The 17,291-nt window shown below is 63.6% G+C and carries 16 protein-coding genes, 2 tRNA genes and 1 riboswitch; of the genes, 12 read left to right on the forward strand and 6 right to left on the reverse strand.

Translation table 11 applies throughout. The features are described from left to right. The first annotated feature begins 21 nt into the window (after positions 1–21). The 12 genes from RBT42_RS03110 to RBT42_RS03165 all read left to right on the forward strand — a co-directional run bounded on the left by RBT42_RS03110 (position 22) and on the right by RBT42_RS03165 (position 11,056). Positions 22–1,731: a nitrite/sulfite reductase gene (locus RBT42_RS03110; RefSeq protein WP_320362402.1), complete on the forward strand. Its 1,710-nt coding sequence runs from the start codon at positions 22–24 to the stop codon at positions 1,729–1,731. 26 nt (positions 1,732–1,757) lie between these two features. Next, entirely contained in the window at positions 1,758–2,264 is a 507-nt protein-coding gene (locus tag RBT42_RS03115; RefSeq protein WP_320362403.1) for a DUF934 domain-containing protein, read from the forward strand. A 14-nt stretch (positions 2,265–2,278) separates the two neighbouring features. Next, on the forward strand, positions 2,279–3,046 hold the full coding sequence (locus tag RBT42_RS03120) for a phosphoadenylyl-sulfate reductase (RefSeq protein ID WP_320362404.1): 768 nt from the start codon (positions 2,279–2,281) through the stop codon (positions 3,044–3,046). 32 nt (positions 3,047–3,078) lie between these two features. Then, positions 3,079–4,041, forward strand: a complete 963-nt coding sequence (gene cysD, locus RBT42_RS03125; protein WP_320362405.1) for a sulfate adenylyltransferase subunit CysD — start codon at positions 3,079–3,081, stop codon at positions 4,039–4,041. Then, positions 4,041–5,366, forward strand: a complete 1,326-nt coding sequence (locus tag RBT42_RS03130; RefSeq protein ID WP_320362406.1) for a sulfate adenylyltransferase subunit 1 — start codon at positions 4,041–4,043, stop codon at positions 5,364–5,366. Before cysD ends, RBT42_RS03130 begins: the two co-directional genes overlap by 1 nt. Before the next feature lie 33 nt (positions 5,367–5,399). Beyond that, entirely contained in the window at positions 5,400–6,218 is an 819-nt protein-coding gene (gene cobA, locus RBT42_RS03135) for a uroporphyrinogen-III C-methyltransferase (protein WP_320362407.1), read from the forward strand. 67 nt (positions 6,219–6,285) lie between these two features. Next, positions 6,286–6,609 carry a ferredoxin FdxA gene (gene fdxA / locus RBT42_RS03140; protein ID WP_320362408.1) on the forward strand — a complete coding sequence of 108 codons (324 nt, stop codon included), beginning with the start codon at positions 6,286–6,288 and terminating at the stop codon, positions 6,607–6,609. A gap of 14 nt (positions 6,610–6,623) precedes the next feature. Beyond that, positions 6,624–7,703, forward strand: coding sequence for an NAD(P)/FAD-dependent oxidoreductase (locus RBT42_RS03145; RefSeq protein WP_320362409.1), 1,080 nt, complete (start codon positions 6,624–6,626; stop codon positions 7,701–7,703). A gap of 40 nt (positions 7,704–7,743) precedes the next feature. Further along, a riboswitch (TPP riboswitch) is annotated at positions 7,744–7,851 on the forward strand. Between the two features lie 222 nt (positions 7,852–8,073). Beyond that, positions 8,074–10,137, forward strand: a complete 2,064-nt coding sequence (locus RBT42_RS03150; protein ID WP_320362410.1) for a TonB-dependent siderophore receptor — start codon at positions 8,074–8,076, stop codon at positions 10,135–10,137. Positions 10,138–10,240: 103 nt separating this feature from the next. Next, positions 10,241–10,316, forward strand: a tRNA-Asn gene (locus RBT42_RS03155). Positions 10,317–10,367: 51 nt separating this feature from the next. Continuing rightward, positions 10,368–10,443, forward strand: a tRNA-Asn gene (locus tag RBT42_RS03160). A gap of 187 nt (positions 10,444–10,630) precedes the next feature. Continuing rightward, positions 10,631–11,056 carry a cupin domain-containing protein gene (locus RBT42_RS03165; RefSeq protein WP_320362411.1) on the forward strand — a complete coding sequence of 142 codons (426 nt, stop codon included), beginning with the start codon at positions 10,631–10,633 and terminating at the stop codon, positions 11,054–11,056. Between the two features lie 43 nt (positions 11,057–11,099). Here the strand turns inward: RBT42_RS03165 and RBT42_RS03170 are convergent, their stop codons facing one another. From RBT42_RS03170 to RBT42_RS03195, 6 genes are all read right to left on the reverse strand, one after another. Continuing rightward, entirely contained in the window at positions 11,100–12,074 is a 975-nt protein-coding gene (locus tag RBT42_RS03170; RefSeq protein WP_320362412.1) for an AraC family transcriptional regulator, read from the reverse strand. A gap of 113 nt (positions 12,075–12,187) precedes the next feature. Then, positions 12,188–13,420 carry a styrene monooxygenase/indole monooxygenase family protein gene (locus RBT42_RS03175; RefSeq protein ID WP_320362413.1) on the reverse strand — a complete coding sequence of 411 codons (1,233 nt, stop codon included), beginning with the start codon at positions 13,418–13,420 and terminating at the stop codon, positions 12,188–12,190. Between the two features lie 143 nt (positions 13,421–13,563). Then, positions 13,564–14,451, reverse strand: coding sequence for a transglycosylase SLT domain-containing protein (locus RBT42_RS03180; RefSeq protein WP_320362414.1), 888 nt, complete (start codon positions 14,449–14,451; stop codon positions 13,564–13,566). A gap of 83 nt (positions 14,452–14,534) precedes the next feature. Then, entirely contained in the window at positions 14,535–16,217 is a 1,683-nt protein-coding gene (locus RBT42_RS03185) for an alkaline phosphatase (protein ID WP_320362415.1), read from the reverse strand. A gap of 15 nt (positions 16,218–16,232) precedes the next feature. Further along, complete coding sequence (locus tag RBT42_RS03190) at positions 16,233–16,703, reverse strand: hypothetical protein (protein WP_320362416.1); 471 nt, start codon at positions 16,701–16,703, stop codon at positions 16,233–16,235. 11 nt (positions 16,704–16,714) lie between these two features. Beyond that, positions 16,715–17,173 (reverse strand): CreA family protein, encoded by a 459-nt coding sequence (locus tag RBT42_RS03195; protein ID WP_320362417.1) that lies wholly within the window; start codon positions 17,171–17,173, stop codon positions 16,715–16,717. Between the last annotated feature and the right edge of the window lie 118 nt (positions 17,174–17,291).

Here is a 17,291-nt window from a genome sequence, read left to right on the forward strand (position 1 = left end):
CCTTTTTTTCTTTGACCGACCATGTACCAGTACACCGAATTCGACAAGCAATTTGTGCGTCAGCGCGCTGCACAGTTCCGCGATCAGCTTGAGCGCAACCTGGCTGGCAAGCTGGGCGACGAAGAGTTCCGTCCGCTGCGCCTGCAGAACGGCTGGTACGTGCAGCGTCATGCGCCCATGTTGCGCGTTGCCGTGCCATATGGGGAGCTGTCGTCCGCACAGATCCGGCAGCTGGCACGCATTGCGCGCGAGCACGACCGCGGCTATGCCCACTTCACCACGCGCCAGAACGTTCAGTTCAACTGGATTCCGCTGACCCAGAGCGCCGACGTGATGGACTTGCTGGCCGACGTCAACATGCACGGCATCCAGACCTCGGGCAACTGCATCCGCAACATCACGGCCGACGCCATGGTGGGTGTGGCAGAAGACGACCTGATTGACGCACGCCCGTACTGCGAAGTGCTGCGCCAGTGGTCGACCCTGCACCCCGAATTCGCCTTCCTGCCCCGCAAGTTCAAGATTGCCGTGAACGGCGCCAAGGAAGACCGCGCAGCGACGTTCTGGCACGACATCGGCTTGCATCTGGTGAAGAACGATGCGGGCGAAGTGGGCTTCCGCGTGTTGGTGGGTGGCGGCATGGGCCGCACGCCGATCACGGCCAGCGAAATCAACGCCTTTGTGCCCTGGCAGCAGATTCTGGTCTACATCGAAGCCATCGTGCGCGTGTACAACCGCTACGGTCGCCGCGACAACATGTACAAGGCCCGCATCAAGATCCTGGTGAAGGCCGAGGGCCAGAAGTTCTTTGACCAGGTCAATGAAGAGTTCCAGAACATCCTGACCCGCGATGTGGACGGCGCCGCCCACTTCATTCCCCAGGCCGAGTTCGACCGCGTGAACGCCAGCTTCGCGTTCCCGGCGGCCGTGCAGGCGCATGTGCCGGCTGGCAACGGTCTGCCGGCCGATGCATCGGAAGCCGAGCGCAAGCAGTTTGCCAAGTGGCTGGAGCGCAATGTGCGCGGCCACAAGGTGCAGGGCTACAAGAACGTGACGCTGTCGGTGAAGCGCCCTGGTCAGGCCCCCGGTGACGTGACCGACACACAGATGGACGCGATTGCCGACATGGCCGACCGCTTCAGCTGCGGCGAACTGCGCGTGACCCACGACCAGAACGCCCTGCTGCCCTTCGTGCGCGAAGAAGACTTGTACGCCCTGTGGCAAGCCGCCAAGGCCGCCACACTGGCGTCGCCCAACATCGGTTTGCTGAGCGACATGATCGCCTGCCCTGGCGGCGACTTCTGCGCGCTGGCCAACGCCCGCTCCATCCCCATCGCCAACGACCTGATCGCGCGCTACCAGGACCTGGACGAGCTGTACGACATCGGTGACATCGACCTGCACATTTCGGGTTGCATTAACTCCTGCGGCCACCACCACAGCGGCCACATCGGCATTCTGGGCGTGGACAAGGACGGCTCGGAGTGGTACCAAGTGACCCTGGGTGGCTCGGACGGCTCCGACCACGCGCCCACCAGCGTGGCGGGCAAGGTGATCGGCCCGTCGTTCTCGGCCGATGAGGTCACGGACGTGATCGAGGCGGTGATCGAGACCTATCGCACCCAGCGTTCGGCCAACGAAAAGTTCATCGACACGGTCAAGCGCATCGGCATCGATCCGTTCAAGACCGCCGCCAATGCCGTGCGTCGCACCACCGCCAAAGCAGCCTGATTCAGCCTCGCAGAAGGACACACCCCATGAAATTCGTCGACATTCACCATGACCAGTGGCACACCGTGGGCGGTGAAGATGGCCCGGTGTCTCACCCGCCGATCAAGAGCTACAGCCTGCTGACGCTGGGCCAGTGGCACGCCGTGCGCGAGCAATGGCCCGCACCGGGCACCCCCGATCACAAGCCCGTGGGCGTGATCGTGCCCAACGACACCGACATCGAGACGCTGGAGGCCGATGTGCCCAAGCTGTCCCTCGTGGTGCTGAACTTCCCGAAATGGGTGGACGGCCGCGCTTACACGCAAGCTCACATCCTGCGTTCGCGCTATCGTTTCCAAGGCGAGATTCGCGCCTCGGGTGAGGTGCTGGTGGACATGATGTCGCTGCTCAAGCGCACCGGCTTTGACGCCGTGGTGCTGCGCGCCGACCAGGACCGCGCCGCCGCCGAGCGCGCACTCGGCTTCTTCGCCGCACGTGGTCATTACCAGGGCGACGTGCAGGTGACCAAGCCCGTGTTCGCCCGCTCCAACTGAGCCAGGAGCGCAACATGAGCGAAACCTCATCCTTGATCGGCGGGCCGGCTCCGGCAGGTTCGGCCATCACGCTGTACAACCAGCCCAGCGCCGACTATGCGGCCAAGGTGCATGCCACCATCGAGTTGCTGAAGGCTGCGGCCATCGAGCACCCCGGCAAGGTGGTGCAAGCGACCAGCCTGGGTGTGGAAGACATGATCGTGACCGATCTGATCGCCCGCTACCAGTTGCCGATTGCGATTGGCACGCTGGAAACCGGCATGCTGCACCCGGAAACGGTGGCGCTGATCGGCACCATCGAGACACATTACGCCGACGCGGGCCTGCACGTCGAGGTCTACAAGCCGGTGGCCGAGGCCGCGATCACGTTCGTGAAGCAGCACGGCGAGAAGGCGATGTACGAAAGCATCGACCTGCGGAAGGCCTGCTGTGGCATCCGCAAGCTGGAGCCGCTGGGTCGCATGCTGGCCGAGCGCAGCGCCTGGATCACCGGCCTGCGCCGCGAGCAGTCGAACAACCGTGGTGACATGGCCGCGCGCGAACAAGACGACAAGGGCCGCACCAAGTTCAACCCGCTCATCGAGTGGACCTGGGGTGACGTGTGGCACTACGTGGCGGTGAACCACGTGCCCTACAACCCGCTGCACGACCAGTTCATGCCCAGCATCGGCTGTGCGCCCTGCACGCGCGCCATTGCCGTGGGAGAGGACTTCCGCGCCGGCCGCTGGTGGTGGGAGGACGAGAAGGCCAAGGAATGCGGCCTGCACGTCCACCAGAAGTGATCCGCCCGACATGATTCAAGAGTGAGAAAACAATGAACGCCCCTGTGAATGTGAACCAACTGTTGGCGGATGTGGACCACCGCCACCTGGACGCGCTGGAAGAAGAGGCCATCTTCATCCTGCGTGAAGTGGCTGCCAGCTTCGAGCGTCCGGGCCTGCTGTTCTCCAGCGGCAAGGACTCGTGCGTGGTGCTGCACCTGGCCGAGAAGGCCTTCAAGATGAAGAACCCGGAAACGGGCAAGCTGGAAGGCAAACTGCCCTTCCCGCTGCTGCACGTGGACACCGGCCACAACTTCCCCGAAGTGATCGAGTTCCGCGAACAGCGCGTGGCCGAAATCGGTGAGCGCCTGATCGTGGCGCACATGGAAGACTCCATCAAGCGCGGCACGGTGCGCCTGGCGCACCCGCTGGAGTCCCGCAACGGACACCAGACCGTGACCCTGCTGGAAGCCATCGAAGACAACCGCTTCGACTGCCTGATCGGCGGCGCCCGTCGTGACGAAGAGAAGGCCCGCGCCAAGGAGCGCATCTTCTCGCACCGCGACAGCTTCGGCCAATGGCAGCCCAAAGAACAGCGCCCGGAGTTGTGGAACCTGTTCAACACCCGCATCAAGCCGGGCGAGCACTTCCGCGCCTTCCCGATCTCGAATTGGACCGAGCTGGACGTGTGGCTCTACATCGCCCGCGAGAACATCCCGCTGCCGGGCATCTACTTCAAGCACCCCCGCCAGGTGATGCGCCGCAAGGGCCTGTTGGTGCCGCTGACCGATGTAACGCCCGCCCTGCCCGGCGAAACCATCGAGACGGTGGACGTGCGCTTCCGCACCGTGGGTGACATGACCTGCACCTGCCCGGTGGAGAGCGATGCCGCCAGCCCCGAAGACATCGTCGCTGAAACTCTGCACGTGACCGTGAGCGAGCGTGGCGCCACCCGCATGGACGACCGCACGTCCGAGGCCTCGATGGAGCGCCGCAAGAAGGAAGGTTATTTCTGATGAGCACCGTGATTCACAACGAAGCCAGCGAAGAGCTGGCGCACAAGGCCCTGCGCTTTTTGACTGCAGGCAGCGTGGACGATGGCAAGAGCACCCTGATCGGCCGCCTGCTGTTTGACAGCCGCGCCATCCTGGCCGACCAACTGGACGCCCTGGAAAAGCGCGCTGCCGGCGCCCCGATCGACCTGTCGCTGCTGACCGACGGCCTGGAAGCCGAGCGCGAGCAAGGCATCACCATCGACGTGGCCTATCGCTACTTTGCGACCAAGACCCGCAAGTTCATCATCGCCGACGCCCCCGGTCACGAGCAGTACACCCGCAACATGGTGACGGCTGCCGCCGGCTCGGACGCTGCGGTGGTGCTGGTCGACATCACCAAGATCGACTGGAAGGCCTCGCCGGTACCCCTGCTGGCGCAGACCCGTCGCCACAGCCTGCTGGCCAACCTGCTGCGCGTGCCGAACATCGTGTTCGCCATCAACAAGCTGGACGCCATCGAGCAAGACACCGAAACCGCGTTCAAGAACGTGAAGGCCTCGCTGGAAGCCTTTGCCGAGCAAGCGGGCATCGTCAACAAGGGCGTGATCCCGGTGTCGGCCCTGCGTGGTGACAACGTGACCACCCCGAGCGCCAACTGGCCTTGGTACCAGGGCCCCACCCTGCTGCAGGTGCTGGAACAGCTGCCGCCGAGCGACGAGCGCCATGACGGCGCCCTGCTCCACCCTGTGCAGTATGTGACCCGCGACAGCGTGGGTGAAGGCGAAGCCTCTGCCTCGGGCACAGGCCACCAGTACCGTGCGTTCTGGGGCCGCATCGCCCACGGCGCCGTGAAGGCCGGTGACGAAGTGCAGATCTTCCCATCGGGCGAGACCGCCATCGTGGCCGAAGTGCGCCACTCGGCCCTGGTCGTGGACCGCTGCGAAGCGGGTCAGTCGGCTGGCATCGTGCTGGACCGTCAGGTAGATATCTCGCGTGGCGACTGGATCCACACCCCCGGCAGCATCAAGCCGACCGCCGAGTTCAGCGCCACGCTGGCCTGGCTGGACACCGAGCCTGCCGTGGTCGGCCGCAAGTACTGGGTGCGCCATGGCAACCGCTGGGTGCAAGCTCGCATCACCGCGATCGACAACCGCCTCGACATCCACACCCTGGCAGACCAGGATGCGCACGAACTGGCCGTCAACGAGATCGGCACCGTGCAGATCCAGACGCAGCAGCCGCTGCCGGTGGAAGCCTATGTGGACAACCGCGTGGGCGGCGCCCTGATCGTGGTGGACCCAACCACTAACCGCACCAGCGGCGCGCTGCTGGTCAAGGCTGCCTGATCGCGCGGCCCGGGTCTTGCTGGAGAAGGCATCATGACTGATACCCGCTCGACCCCTGCTTCGTCCTCCTGCGCCCGCGTCGTTTTCATCGGCGCCGGGCCGGGAGAAGCTGACCTGATCACCGTGCGCGGTGCCCGCTTGCTGGCCCAAGCCAAGGTGGTGCTGTTCGACGCCTTGGCCGACGCGACCTTACGCGATCTGGCCCCAGACGCCGAATGGGTGGACGTGGGCAAGCGCGGCTTTTCCGGCAAGCCGGGCAGCGACTTCAACGGCCAGACGCGCATCAACCACCTGTTGGTAGAGCATGCGCGCGCCGTGGGTGCCCAATTTGGTGCTGATGCCATCGTGGCGAGGCTCAAAGGGGGCGACCCGAGCCTGTTTGGGCGCCTGGAAGAGGAGCTGAGCGCCTTGCGTGACGCCCAGATCAGCACTGAAGTGGTGCCGGGAGTGACTTCGGCCCTGGCCGCCGCCGCGGCCACCCAGCGCCCGTTGACCCGACGTGGCACCGGCCGCAGCGTCAGTTTCACCACGGCGATGACCCGCACGGGCGACCTGAAGTGCGGCATGGGCCCAGGGCAACGCGCGGACACCGAGGTGTTCTACATGGCGGGGCGCCAACTGGCCCCTCTGGGCAAAGGTTTGCGCGATGCCGGCTGGCCTGCCGACACCTTGGTGAGCGTGGTGTCCAGGGCGGGGTGGCCCGACATGCGCCACACCCTGCACCATGTTGGCACCTTGGACGAAGCCAGCGCCATCCACGCCGGACGCCCCACTTTGGTGATCGTTGGCGCTGGCGCCACTGAAATTCCTGAACAACCCTTGACCCATATCGCCCTTTGCGGCGAAGGCTGATCAAGGTGGGGCGTGTTTGCCCCGGTAAAATCTAACATTCACCTTTAACCGATACAAGAGACCTGACATGACCCACGTCGTCACCGAAGCCTGCATCAAATGCAAATACACGGACTGTGTGGACGTGTGCCCGGTGGACTGCTTCCGCGAAGGCCCCAACTTCCTGGTCATCGATCCTGACGAGTGCATTGACTGCGCCGTGTGCATCCCCGAGTGCCCTGCCAACGCCATCCTCCCCGAGGAAGATGTGCCGGGCAACCAGCAGCAGTTCATCCAGATCAACGCCGACCTGGCCAAAGCCTGGCCCAGCATCACCAAGCGCAAAGACCCCCTGCCTGACGCCGACGAGTGGAAGGACAAGACGGGCAAGCTGGGTGATCTGATCCGCTGAACGGAGCGGTGAACATGCCGTCGATGGTGGACACCGATGCCGTGGTCATCGGGGCTGGACCGGTGGGCCTGTTTCAGGTCTTCCAGTTAGGCTTGCTGGGCCTGAAGGCTCACCTCATCGACGTGCTACCAGAAGTCGGTGGTCAGTGCGTGGCGCTGTACCCCGACAAACCCATTTACGACGTTCCCGGCGTGCCGCTGTGCACCGGCCGGGAATTGGCGCGCCTGCTCCTGAACCAGGTGCGGCCTTTCTTGCCTCTGAATGTGGCATCCGGCCAGTGCGAACAGGTCCACCTGGGGCACTTGGTCAGCGAGGTGCAGGCTGAAGGCGATGGGCATTTCCTGGTGCAAACCGACCACGGCCTGCAGTTGCGAGCACGCTCGGTGTTTGTCGCCGCAGGCGCTGGCGCGTTCGTCCCCCGCACACTCAACCTCCCCATGCTGGAAGGGGCGAAGAACGTTCACTACCACTTGGACGACGCCACGATCGGCGCCTTGGGCGGCCAGCATGTGGTGGTTTCCGGGGGCGGAGACGAAGCACTCAGCGCAGTCGTGGCCTTGACTGCCCTGCCAGATGGCCAGCGCCCATCTGAATTGACGCTGCTCCACCGTCGAGACCAGTTTCAGGCTGAGCCGGAGCTGGACGCTCAGGTACGCAACTTGTTGGCATCAGGTCGGGTGAAGCTGGTCGTGGGCATGCCCACCGATGGCGTCGCTCAAGACGGCGGCGTTCGGTCTTTGACGGTGCTCGGGCCTGACAGCGTCGCCCGTGAGTTGACTCTGGATCATCTGCTGGTGCGCCAGGGCATGAGTCCCAAACTCGGCCCCGTCAGCCAGTGGGGCATGAGCCTGGAGCGCAAACAGGTGAGCGTGTCACCTGCCACCTTTGAAAGCAGCACGGCAGGCATCTACGCCGTAGGGGACATCAACATCTACCCCGGCAAAAAGCGCCTGCTGCTGTGTGGCTTCCACGAAGCCACCTTGGCCGCCCATGCGGCTGCCGCGACCTTGAACCCAGAGGCGCCGCAACACCTGCTCTACACCACGACGAGCCCCCTGTTGCACCAACGGCTGGGCGTTCTGCAGGGACATTGAGCCCGCACTTCCGGACAGCGCCCGACTGGGCATAGAATGCGACCTTCGCTAGGGGTGCGTTGCCGATGTTGACATCGGTACACGCTGAGAGAGTCCCTTTGAACCTGAACGAGGTCATCCTCGCGTAGGGAAGCACAAGCCGAACCCAGATACGCCTGCACAGGCGCGTCTGCGCTCGCTGCAGCCCCACCGAGACGCCTCATCTGTCTTTGCCGCGGAGCTGTACAGAATGCGTCGTTTTCCATCCCCCCTCCCCCATCGTCACCTGGCCTTGACGCCATTGGCTGTGGCCGCTTGTAGCTTGTGCCTCAGTCTGGGCGCACAGGCTCAAAATACCGCAGACGACGCGTCCACCCTGCCCTCGGTCGGCGTGACTGCGGCTGCCAAGCGTCAAGCCAAGGCCAGCATTGCCGGGCTGGGTGAGGGCCCGGCGTGGCAACAACCTGTGCAAGCGCAAACCTTCAGCGACGAGATGCTGAAGGACGCGCAGGTGAAGCGTCTGGCGGACTTGACCAAGCTGGATGCGAGTGTGACGGACTCGTACAACTCGGTGGGGTACTGGGACTACCTGTCGGTGCGAGGCTTCACGCTGGACAACGGCTACAACTATCGCCGTGAGGGCTTACCGGTGAGCGCAGAGACGCGTTTCCCATTGGAGAACAAGGCCAGCCTCGAAGTGCTCAAGGGCACCAGCGGCCTGCAATCGGGTGTGAGTGCGCCGGGTGGCTTGGTGAACATGCTGGTGAAACGTCCGGAAGGTCGTGTTCGCAGTGCCGGGGTTTCCGTCGACGACGCCGGTGAAGTTCGCACCCAGATCGACCTGGGGGATCGCTTTGGCCTGCAAGGCGAGTTCGGCGTGCGTGTGAACGCGGCGGTGGCCAAGCTGAACACACATGTCGACAACACCGAGGGGCACAGCCGCTTGCTGGCCGTGGCGGCTGACTGGCGCTTGAGCCCGGACACCCTGATTGAGGCCGAGATTGAGCACAGCTATACCAGTCAACCAAGTCTGGCTGGCATGAGCCTGCTGGGCAACACCCTGCCGTCGGCGCGGGCCTACAGCCGCAATCTGAACCTGAACAACCAGCCCTGGTCGCAACCGGTGGAGATGACCGGCACCACAGGCACCGCGCGCTGGACACAGAAGCTCAACAGCGACTGGACCTCTGTGGTGACGTATGGCGAGCAACACCTGCGGATGAATGACCGCATGGCGTTCCCGTTTGGCTGGACTGACTACGGCGACCCTTTGGACGATGATGATGATGCGTACTACTACAACTTCAAAGGCGACGGGACCTTTGACCTGTACGACTATCGCTCCGAGAACGAAAAGCGTCTGACGCGCGCCCTCAAGGGGGAGTTGCGTGGCGCGCTGTCGTTGGGAGGCATGCGCCATGAATTGCGCCTGGAAGTGATGCGTGCGCTGTACAGCACCGATCTGAAGCCACAGGCCTACAACTATTCGGGCGAAATGAATCTGTCTTCCCCCTACGCGCCACAGCCCGCAGCGCCAACCATGAACGACGCCAGTCCGAATCGCTCTGAACGCAGCACGGAGTTGGCCATTCAAGACACCATCCATCTCGCTGAAGACTGGAAAGCCTGGATCGGTTTGCGCCACACGCGCCTGAACCGCTACAGCATTGAAACGGACGGCAACAAAGAAGTCCGCATTCAGCAAAGCCTGAACACCCCATGGGCTGCTTTGGGGTGGACTTTTGCTCCCAAAACGCAGGCCTACGTGAGCTGGGGTGAAGGCCTGGAAACCAAGGCCGCCCCCCGACTCATGGAGGATGCGCTGGACAACTCCGGCCAGATCCTTCCCGCCCTCAAGAGCCGCCAGATCGAGCTCGGCGTGAAAGGGCAATATGCCCATGATGGGGTGAGTGCACAGTGGGGCACCAATTTGTTCGAGATTCGCCGCCCCCAAGCCGAGACGGTGGGCAACACCTACCAACTCGATGGCGATGCCCGCCACCGCGGCATCGAAGGCTTCTGGCAGGGCCGGATGGGAGCCTGGGGCATGGGTGGCAGCGTCATGTTCATCGACGCGGAACGCCGAGGCAGCCAGCTCGAAGGCGTGAGCGGCAAGAACCCGGTGAACGTGCCGGAGCGTGCCATCAAGCTGTCGGGCAGCTACAGCTTCCACACACCCTGGGTCACAACCATTCAGGCCGATGTCGTGCACGAAGGCCAGCGCTGGGTAGACACCGCCAACACCATCCGACTGCCCTCCTGGACCCGTGTGGACCTGGGCGTGCGCGCGGTGCAGCCTTTGTCAGCGCAGCGCAGCATCACCTGGCGCCTGGGCGTGGTGAATGCCTTCAACAAGCGTGCCTGGAAAGAAGCGCCCTCGATGTTCGGCGGTCACACCTATCTGTTCCAGATGCCCGAGCGCACCCTCACCGCATCGGCTCAGATTGATTTTTGATTGACCTGTCGTTGATGGGAAACGACAACAGATTGAGTCGGCGTGACAAAACATGCTATAGTTTCGTTCTCGGTTGATTGACGCAATGCAGACATCAACCTGATCCCCGATAGCTCAGTCGGTAGAGCGCCGGACTGTTAATCCGTAGGTCCCTGGTTCGAGCCCAGGTCGGGGAGCCAGAAATTCAAGACGGCTTTGCGCGCCGATATGCAAAGCCCGACATCGTTTGATCCCCGATAGCTCAGTCGGTAGAGCGCCGGACTGTTAATCCGTAGGTCCCTGGTTCGAGCCCAGGTCGGGGAGCCAAATCAAGGCCCGTGAGCGCAAGCTTTCGGGCCTTTTTATTTGCGCAATGCAGGTATAACCTGGCATCGCTTTCTCGGCCCAATGAATTCAATGGTGCCGACATGCATCCAGCGTCAAGATTCGACTTTGACAAATGGACGCGCGCGACTTGCGGCGCACCCATCGTCGGATCAATTGGGCCTCTTGCATGAACGTCCCCACCGAAGTGTCGCTGCAGGCATTGGCGCGCCTGATTCAAACGAACCAGCTGGATCCAGACCGGTGGGTCACCTTCCCCGAGCATGGGTTCCGACACTATGTGCTCTGGCAGCATCCCGAAACGGGTGCGCGCATTGCGCTGCTGGAGGTAGAGCCTGGGGGCGGATTTCCGGTGCGGCACAGCCATGCCTCCAACCAGTTCATGTACTGCATTAGCGGGGACTACGAGTACACCCATGCCCACGTCCGTTTGAAGAGTGGCTCGTTCTACATGAATCCGAAGGATCACCCCCACGGCCCCACCCTGGCGCACACGCGCAGCATCTTGCTGGAGATGTACGACGGTCTGAACGCTTATGAGACGCCGGTCTTCCACGATGACGAGTTCATGCAAGGATTTCTGAACTCGGCTTGATCAGAGCTGGATGGCGACATCTTGGTCCGCCCGGCACGGTTCATCACTGTGTCAGGCGAACTGTTTCGCTGGGCAACTCGCCGTAGCGCTGGCGGTAGAGTTGGGCGAAGCGGCCCAGCTCGTAAAAGCCCCATTGCTGGGCAATGTCGGTGATGCTGGACTTGCGGGTGGGATTCAGAAGCTCCTCGCGCACCTTTTCCAGGCGCAGTTGCCTGAGATAACGCATCGGGCTCTCGCCCCGGTAGCGACGAAAGCCTTCGTGCAGGGACCGCATGCTGGCGCCGGTCAGCTCCGCCAGGGTGAGCATGGTGATGGGATCGGACAGGTGAGCCCGCATGTAGTCCTCGGACACCTTGATGATGCGCGGCACGACGTCGATGGGGGCTTGCAGGTGCGCGGATCCAAGGGAGTTGGGCTGCATCGTCAGCAAGTTCATGTACAGCATCTGCTCGAACTGGCTCGACACCATGGGCAGCTTGAACAGATCGGGCTGCTTGCACACGTTTCGAAAAATTTGCCCGGCAGTCAGTTTGAGAGCAAGCCCGCCACCCTGGGTGGTGTCAATTTCTGGGCTGAACTGAATGGGCGAACCGGGGCTGTGGCGCCCCAAATGTGAGGCATAACGCTCCAGAGCGTGCCGATCAATGCGCAAGACGAGTTTGTGGCAGTCGGCACTCCAGTGCATCGTCAGGCGGTCTTGGGGGCCATGGATGGTGGCGCCACCGGCCTTGATATAAGCGGTCTGTCCACGATTGAGCTGGCGATCTTCACCCAGCAGCGGCAATTGAAGCAGATAGAAGGAGCCCAGTTCTTGCGTCAGGATCTGCACCGAGGCGCCGTAACCCAGGACGCTGAAGCCCAGGGCGCCCATGGTCGCGTAGCGATGCTTGTAGTCCACATGGCCGCGGCGTTCCATGCAACGCAGTTCGTGGTCGTTGAAGACGCCCGCCACCAGGCTACGGGTTTCATCCAGATCCTGCGACTGCAGTGACTTGAAATGACTCGACAGGTTCGCCATCGGCACCATGGGTGGGATGGGGGCGCTTGGCGCCCCGCAGGAGAGGAGTGGACAACACCCATCACGTTAGCGAATGTTGTGCCAGCATCACTCCGGACATCCCCTAGCGTGGTTCAGACCTCTGCCAAGACTTCGGTGCACGCATCGATCATGCGCTGAGCGCCCTGCTCGTCAAAGTACCAACTGGCCATGGTGCGGGGGTCATTGAAGCCGGCGGCCAGTTGCTGTGCCAGTTTGGGACTGCCCTGGCAGGTGCCCAGGATGTTCAGGACGTGCGGGGGGGGCGCCATCATGGTGTTGGTGAGGCGGGCCGACCATTGCGCGCTCTCCCAATTGGCGTCGGCCACGCGCTGCATCCAGGCCCGGTCAAAGTGCTGCTCGCCGTGTGCGGCAATGGCCTGCATCAGCATGGTGGCACCCTTGCTGGCGTTGTTGGAGCCTTGGCCCGTCATCGGGTCGTTCAGCACGTGGGTGTCGCCAATGCCCAGCACGCTGCGGCCAGATGGCAGTGTGCCCACGGGCTTGCGCACGGTGGGCGTCACGCCGCCGGCCAGGATGCCGTTGTCGTCGGTCAGGCGGACATGTTCGAAGCGATGGGCTTCCCAGGGGAAGTAGGTGCGGATCAGCTCGAGGGTCAGGGCCAGATGCTCCTCAGGTGTGGCAACACTGCTCCAGCGGTCCATCGGGCCGCCCGGGATGCTCTCGACGTTGATGATGTCGCAGGGGCCGCTGAGCGTGAGGCCGGGAAAGTGCACCAGTTCGCCGACACCAGGGTTGACGTTGATGTTGACGGCGCCAAAGTCTTCGCGCGGGATCATGCCGTGGACATAGGTGAGCGCTGTGATGCGCTGCGGGGCTGCAAACTGCGAACGTGCAGCATCGCGCTCGAACAATTGGCCCAGCTCACCTTTGCCCGTGGCCACCAGCAGCAGGTCGCTTTGTTCGGCGAGTTGCTCGGCCAGAGGGATGTCCACATCCTGAATGCGCAAGGTGCCGCCGCGAAGCTCGAATTCGTTCATCCAATGGGGAATCTTGACGCGCTGGTCCACCGACTGGCCTTCCGGCATGCGAGTGCGGAAGTCGATCATTACGCCGGCGTCTTCCTTGCCAGCGCGAACGTGCATGCCCTGGATGGGCGGGCAGCTGTCGTCCCAGAACAGCAGACCCTGCTCACGCTCCTGTGTGACGGCCAGGTTGTACATGGACTGGCTGGACAGGATCTTCCCCTTGGCGATCTCGTCAGCGGTGCGGTTGGAGTAGATGGTGACGTGGTGCCCTTGACGAAGCAGGCCAATACCCAGTTGCAGGCCGGCATGCCCTGCGCCGATGATGGTGATGTTGCGCATGTGTATCTCCGTGATCTGGTTGTTCAACTCGTCGGGGGGTGACGAGAGACTCAGTTTTGGACAGACACATCGCGATGGCTATGCGCTTTCGGCGGCCGGTATGCAGATTCCGCAGGAATGTGAACCGCGCCAATGGCAGACGCTCAGCGGCGGGGGGCGTTAACCATCACCTGTGAAGGCCGCGTGACCTTCTGATCAAACGGGTGGAACGCATCGCCCACCGCATGCAGGATGCGCTTCACGTACTTGCGCGTCTCCTGGTAGGGCGGCACGCCTTTGTAGCGCTCCACCTTGCCCTCACCGGCGTTGTAGGCGGCCGCCACCAAGGCCACGTCGCCCTGAAAGTAGGCCAGCAACCAGCGCAGGTAAGTGAGCCCACCGCGGATGTTCTGCGCCGGATCGAAGGGGTTCTTGACGTTGAAGCGCTCGCTGGTTTCCGGGATCAGTTGCATGAGGCCCTGGGCATTCTTGGGGGACAGGGCCTGGGTGTTGAAGTTCGACTCGGCCGCCATGATGGCCAGGGCCAGTTGGGTGTCCACTTGGTAACGCGGGGCCAGTTTCTGAACCAGTTTCAGGATGTGGCGCGGCGCGATGGCTTCGTAGTTGACGCCGGGCATTCCTGGCGCCTCGTCGTCACTGACCTCCACGGGACGCAGACATTCGGGCACTTCCTGGGTTGGGCCACCCACCACGGTCAGCATGCGTTGGGCCTGTGGGAGCCCCTGCTCGGCGGCGGCCTGGAAGAAGTAAGCGGCGGCCACGTCATCACGCGGACCGCCGCGGCCGTTGGCATGCATCCAGCCCAGGTTGTACTGGGCCTGGGCATCACCCAGACGGGCGCTCTGGCAGTACAACTGGCGTGCCTGCTCGGCGTTGCGCGCCACGCCCTCGCCATGTTCGTAGGCGATGGCCAACTCACGCAAGGCCTCGGCGGACTGCGGCGGGGCATCGAGCGCCCAGGCGGGCGCCAGGGCCATGGCACCATACATCGCCAGCCCCCAGAGACCTTGCTTGGAGAAAATCGGACGCATGTGTGCAGTATGCACACCTGGCCGCGTTTTGCCAGGGTTAACCCAAGCTCTGGGATCCCCCAGATGGGCTATCCGACGCGCGCTCAGGGCAGCAAGCTGGCGCGGATCAGCGTGATGGCCTGACGGGGCACGTAGACCTTGCCGGTCTGCTCGGCAAGGACGACGATGCCTTCGAGTTCGTGCGTGCGATCTGCCAGCAGCAGTTCGTTCTTGTGGATGGGCAGACGCACCTCGTCCCCTTGGCGGTTGCGCACCCGCAGAAGCGGGTTGGCCGCCTGCGTGCGATCCAGTTCGACCTGCAAGCCGAGGGCAGACAAAGCCGGCACGGCTTCCACGAACAGGCGCTCCTGCAGAGCCTTGAGCTCGAACCCCATGACGCGGGCCATGTGGTGGGCCAGGCCCGTGTTCTCCCACAGCCCGCTGACGCGGCCAGGGCCAAAGCTGTACAGGAAGGGGTCGCCACCAGTGTGGCCGTTGGTGGTCCAGCCCACCCCGGCCCGCGAAGAGAGCATCGGGCCCAGCACGTACTGCAGCCAGGATTGCGGTGGGGCGGTCTGGATGCCCTGCACTTCTTGCGCGCTCAGGTCCTCGATGCCCCAGTGGCGTGCCAGCACGTCACGGATGTGCGCCTCGGACTTGTCCTGGGCCATGAGCCGCGCCAGGCCTTCGCCCGTGAGTTGCGCGCGCCGCAGTGGCGCGACCAGGCTGTCGTCGTCGGTGGTGGCGTATTTCGCAGCCTCCCGACGGCCGATGGTCAGGCCGCCGTTACCGTGGTCGGAGGTGCTGATGACGAGGGTCTGGCCATCGGCGCGCGCAAAGTCCAGTGCCACTTTCACGGCCTCATCGTAGGCGCTCAGGTCGCTGAGCACCCCGGAGGGGTCGTTGGCGTGCGCCGCCCAGTCGACCTTGGAGCCTTCGACGAACAGAAAAAAGCCGTGACGCTGCCCCTTCTCGCTGCGCGACAGCACCTCGATGGCTTTGCGGGTCATCTCGGCCAGCGAGGGCTGGTCGGGCTCAAACCGGGCGCGGTCGAGGTCGTAGACCATGTCATCGGCCGCGAACATGCCAAACAGCTTGGCGCCAGTGGCCGCCCGCATCTGCGCACGGGTGCGGACGTAGTCGTAGCCCTTGTCTCGGAGCACCTTCACCAGGTCTTCGTTGTCCTGACGAACACCGCGGCCATCGGCCATCGGCAACAGGTATTGCTCCCCGCCCGCCAACACGACGTCGATGTGCTGGTAGACCTGTTGCTCGCCGATGTCGGCGTAGCGACTGCGGTCGTGGGTGTGCGCGCTGAACGACGCCGGCGAGGCGTGCTGGATGTTGGCCGTGGCGACCAGGCCGGTGGCCCGCCCGGTGAGGCGTGCGCCTTCCAGCACGGTGGGCAGGGGCGCATAGGCCTGGTCCGGGTTGGCGTTCACGCCGGCAATGGTCACCCGCCAGGGAGACACGGCAATGCCTTTGTCGGTGCCTTTGTGGCCGGTAGCAAAGGCCGTGCCGCCAGGAGCGGAGTCGGTGATGATGGAGTCGGCACCATAGGTTTGCACGGCACCGGTGAGGATGTCGTCAGAGGCCAGGCGCGTGCCCTTGATCCAGCGTGTCAACGCCCAGGCCTCGTTGGGTGTGCCGTCGCTCATCATGAAGATGACGTTGCGCACCGGCGGCGATGAGCTCGCTTCGGCCTGAGGCACGGGGGCGTGGCCGCAGGCCGCCAGGGCGGCGCCCAGCGCAATCGTCAGCAAGAAGTGTGAAAAGCGTGTGCGCATGAGCCACTCACCGGGTCAGCGCTGCGGCGAGGCCACGCGGGACCAGTTGCCGTCGGCTTGCCAGACCTCGATGGTGCAGTCAGAAGCCGGCACGGGATCGATGCTGCCGTACCACTCTGAAAAGGTTGCCTCGCAGGCCTGCGCCTGTTGCGCCAAAGCCTGCCAGCGATCTTTGCTGATGCGAGCCTGCTTGCGCAAGATCTCGCCGCTCAAGAGGCTGCGGGGCGGCACGCCCAGGCGGTACACGCCGTTGCCGAGCTGTTGCATGACGGGCAGTATCGGTGGCTGGGCCACGCCGTTGACCTCCAGGCGCTTGGCCGCGGAGGGCTCGTAGCGCTGGTTCAGCGAGAACCAGGCGACCGGACATTCGACGGCAGGCGTGTCGGGCTGGTCGTGCGGCAGGATGTAGCCGTTTTCGAGGATGTGCAGCAAGTGGCTGCCCAGTGTGTAGTGCCAGGCGAGCACCGGGGCGGAGTCTTGTTTCATCAATGCAGGTTTCAACGCCACAGCATCACGGGCACGGTGGAGATGCTGTTGGCAGGGGCGCCGTCGATCAGCTTGCGGCTGATGCCGAGGTAGACCAGCGTGCGGTGCTTGGCATCCCACATGCGGACGACGCGGGTTTCTTTGAACAGGATGGAGGTGTCTTCGCTGAAGACGGTTTCGTTCTCGGGAAGCTTGGCCGGCAAGGTGATGGGGCCGGTCTGCCGACAGGCTAGCGAGAACTGGCTGGGATCTTCGGCCAAGCCTAACGTGCCTTTGACGCCGCCCGTACGGGCCTGGCTCACGTGGCAGGTGACGCCGGGCACCTTGGGGTCTGCGAAGGCTTCGACGCAGACCTTGTGGTTGGCGCCCCAGAACTTCCAGGCCGTGGTCACACAGCCCACGGTTTCCGCTTGAGCGGAGGTCAGTGCAGCGAGGGAAAACAGGAGCGCGGCGGGAGCACGGATTCTCATGAGAGCATGATAGTCGCCTCTGTCCCCACCCTGTCGCCACATGGGGTCATGCGTTTGCTTTACGGTTCGTTCACATGACTCGGTCAGAATCCACAGAACCGTTCCAGAACTTGAATCA

Source organism: Aquabacterium sp., from assembly GCF_034003525.1.
Taxonomy (GTDB): domain Bacteria; phylum Pseudomonadota; class Gammaproteobacteria; order Burkholderiales; family Burkholderiaceae_C; genus Aquabacterium.

Coding starts and splice junctions, on each gene's coding strand:
- RBT42_RS03145 (WP_320362409.1), top strand. CDS start 6,624: ATGCCGTCGATGGTGGACACCGATGCCGTGGTCATCGGGGCTGGACCG.
- RBT42_RS03195 (WP_320362417.1), bottom strand. CDS start 17,173: ATGAGAATCCGTGCTCCCGCCGCGCTCCTGTTTTCCCTCGCTGCACTG.
- RBT42_RS03175 (WP_320362413.1), bottom strand. CDS start 13,420: ATGCGCAACATCACCATCATCGGCGCAGGGCATGCCGGCCTGCAACTG.
- fdxA (WP_320362408.1), top strand. CDS start 6,286: ATGACCCACGTCGTCACCGAAGCCTGCATCAAATGCAAATACACGGAC.
- RBT42_RS03170 (WP_320362412.1), bottom strand. CDS start 12,074: ATGGCGAACCTGTCGAGTCATTTCAAGTCACTGCAGTCGCAGGATCTG.
- RBT42_RS03185 (WP_320362415.1), bottom strand. CDS start 16,217: ATGCGCACACGCTTTTCACACTTCTTGCTGACGATTGCGCTGGGCGCC.
- RBT42_RS03190 (WP_320362416.1), bottom strand. CDS start 16,703: ATGAAACAAGACTCCGCCCCGGTGCTCGCCTGGCACTACACACTGGGC.
- cobA (WP_320362407.1), top strand. CDS start 5,400: ATGACTGATACCCGCTCGACCCCTGCTTCGTCCTCCTGCGCCCGCGTC.
- RBT42_RS03120 (WP_320362404.1), top strand. CDS start 2,279: ATGAGCGAAACCTCATCCTTGATCGGCGGGCCGGCTCCGGCAGGTTCG.
- RBT42_RS03110 (WP_320362402.1), top strand. CDS start 22: ATGTACCAGTACACCGAATTCGACAAGCAATTTGTGCGTCAGCGCGCT.
- RBT42_RS03115 (WP_320362403.1), top strand. CDS start 1,758: ATGAAATTCGTCGACATTCACCATGACCAGTGGCACACCGTGGGCGGT.
- RBT42_RS03165 (WP_320362411.1), top strand. CDS start 10,631: ATGAACGTCCCCACCGAAGTGTCGCTGCAGGCATTGGCGCGCCTGATT.
- RBT42_RS03130 (WP_320362406.1), top strand. CDS start 4,041: ATGAGCACCGTGATTCACAACGAAGCCAGCGAAGAGCTGGCGCACAAG.
- cysD (WP_320362405.1), top strand. CDS start 3,079: ATGAACGCCCCTGTGAATGTGAACCAACTGTTGGCGGATGTGGACCAC.
- RBT42_RS03180 (WP_320362414.1), bottom strand. CDS start 14,451: ATGCGTCCGATTTTCTCCAAGCAAGGTCTCTGGGGGCTGGCGATGTAT.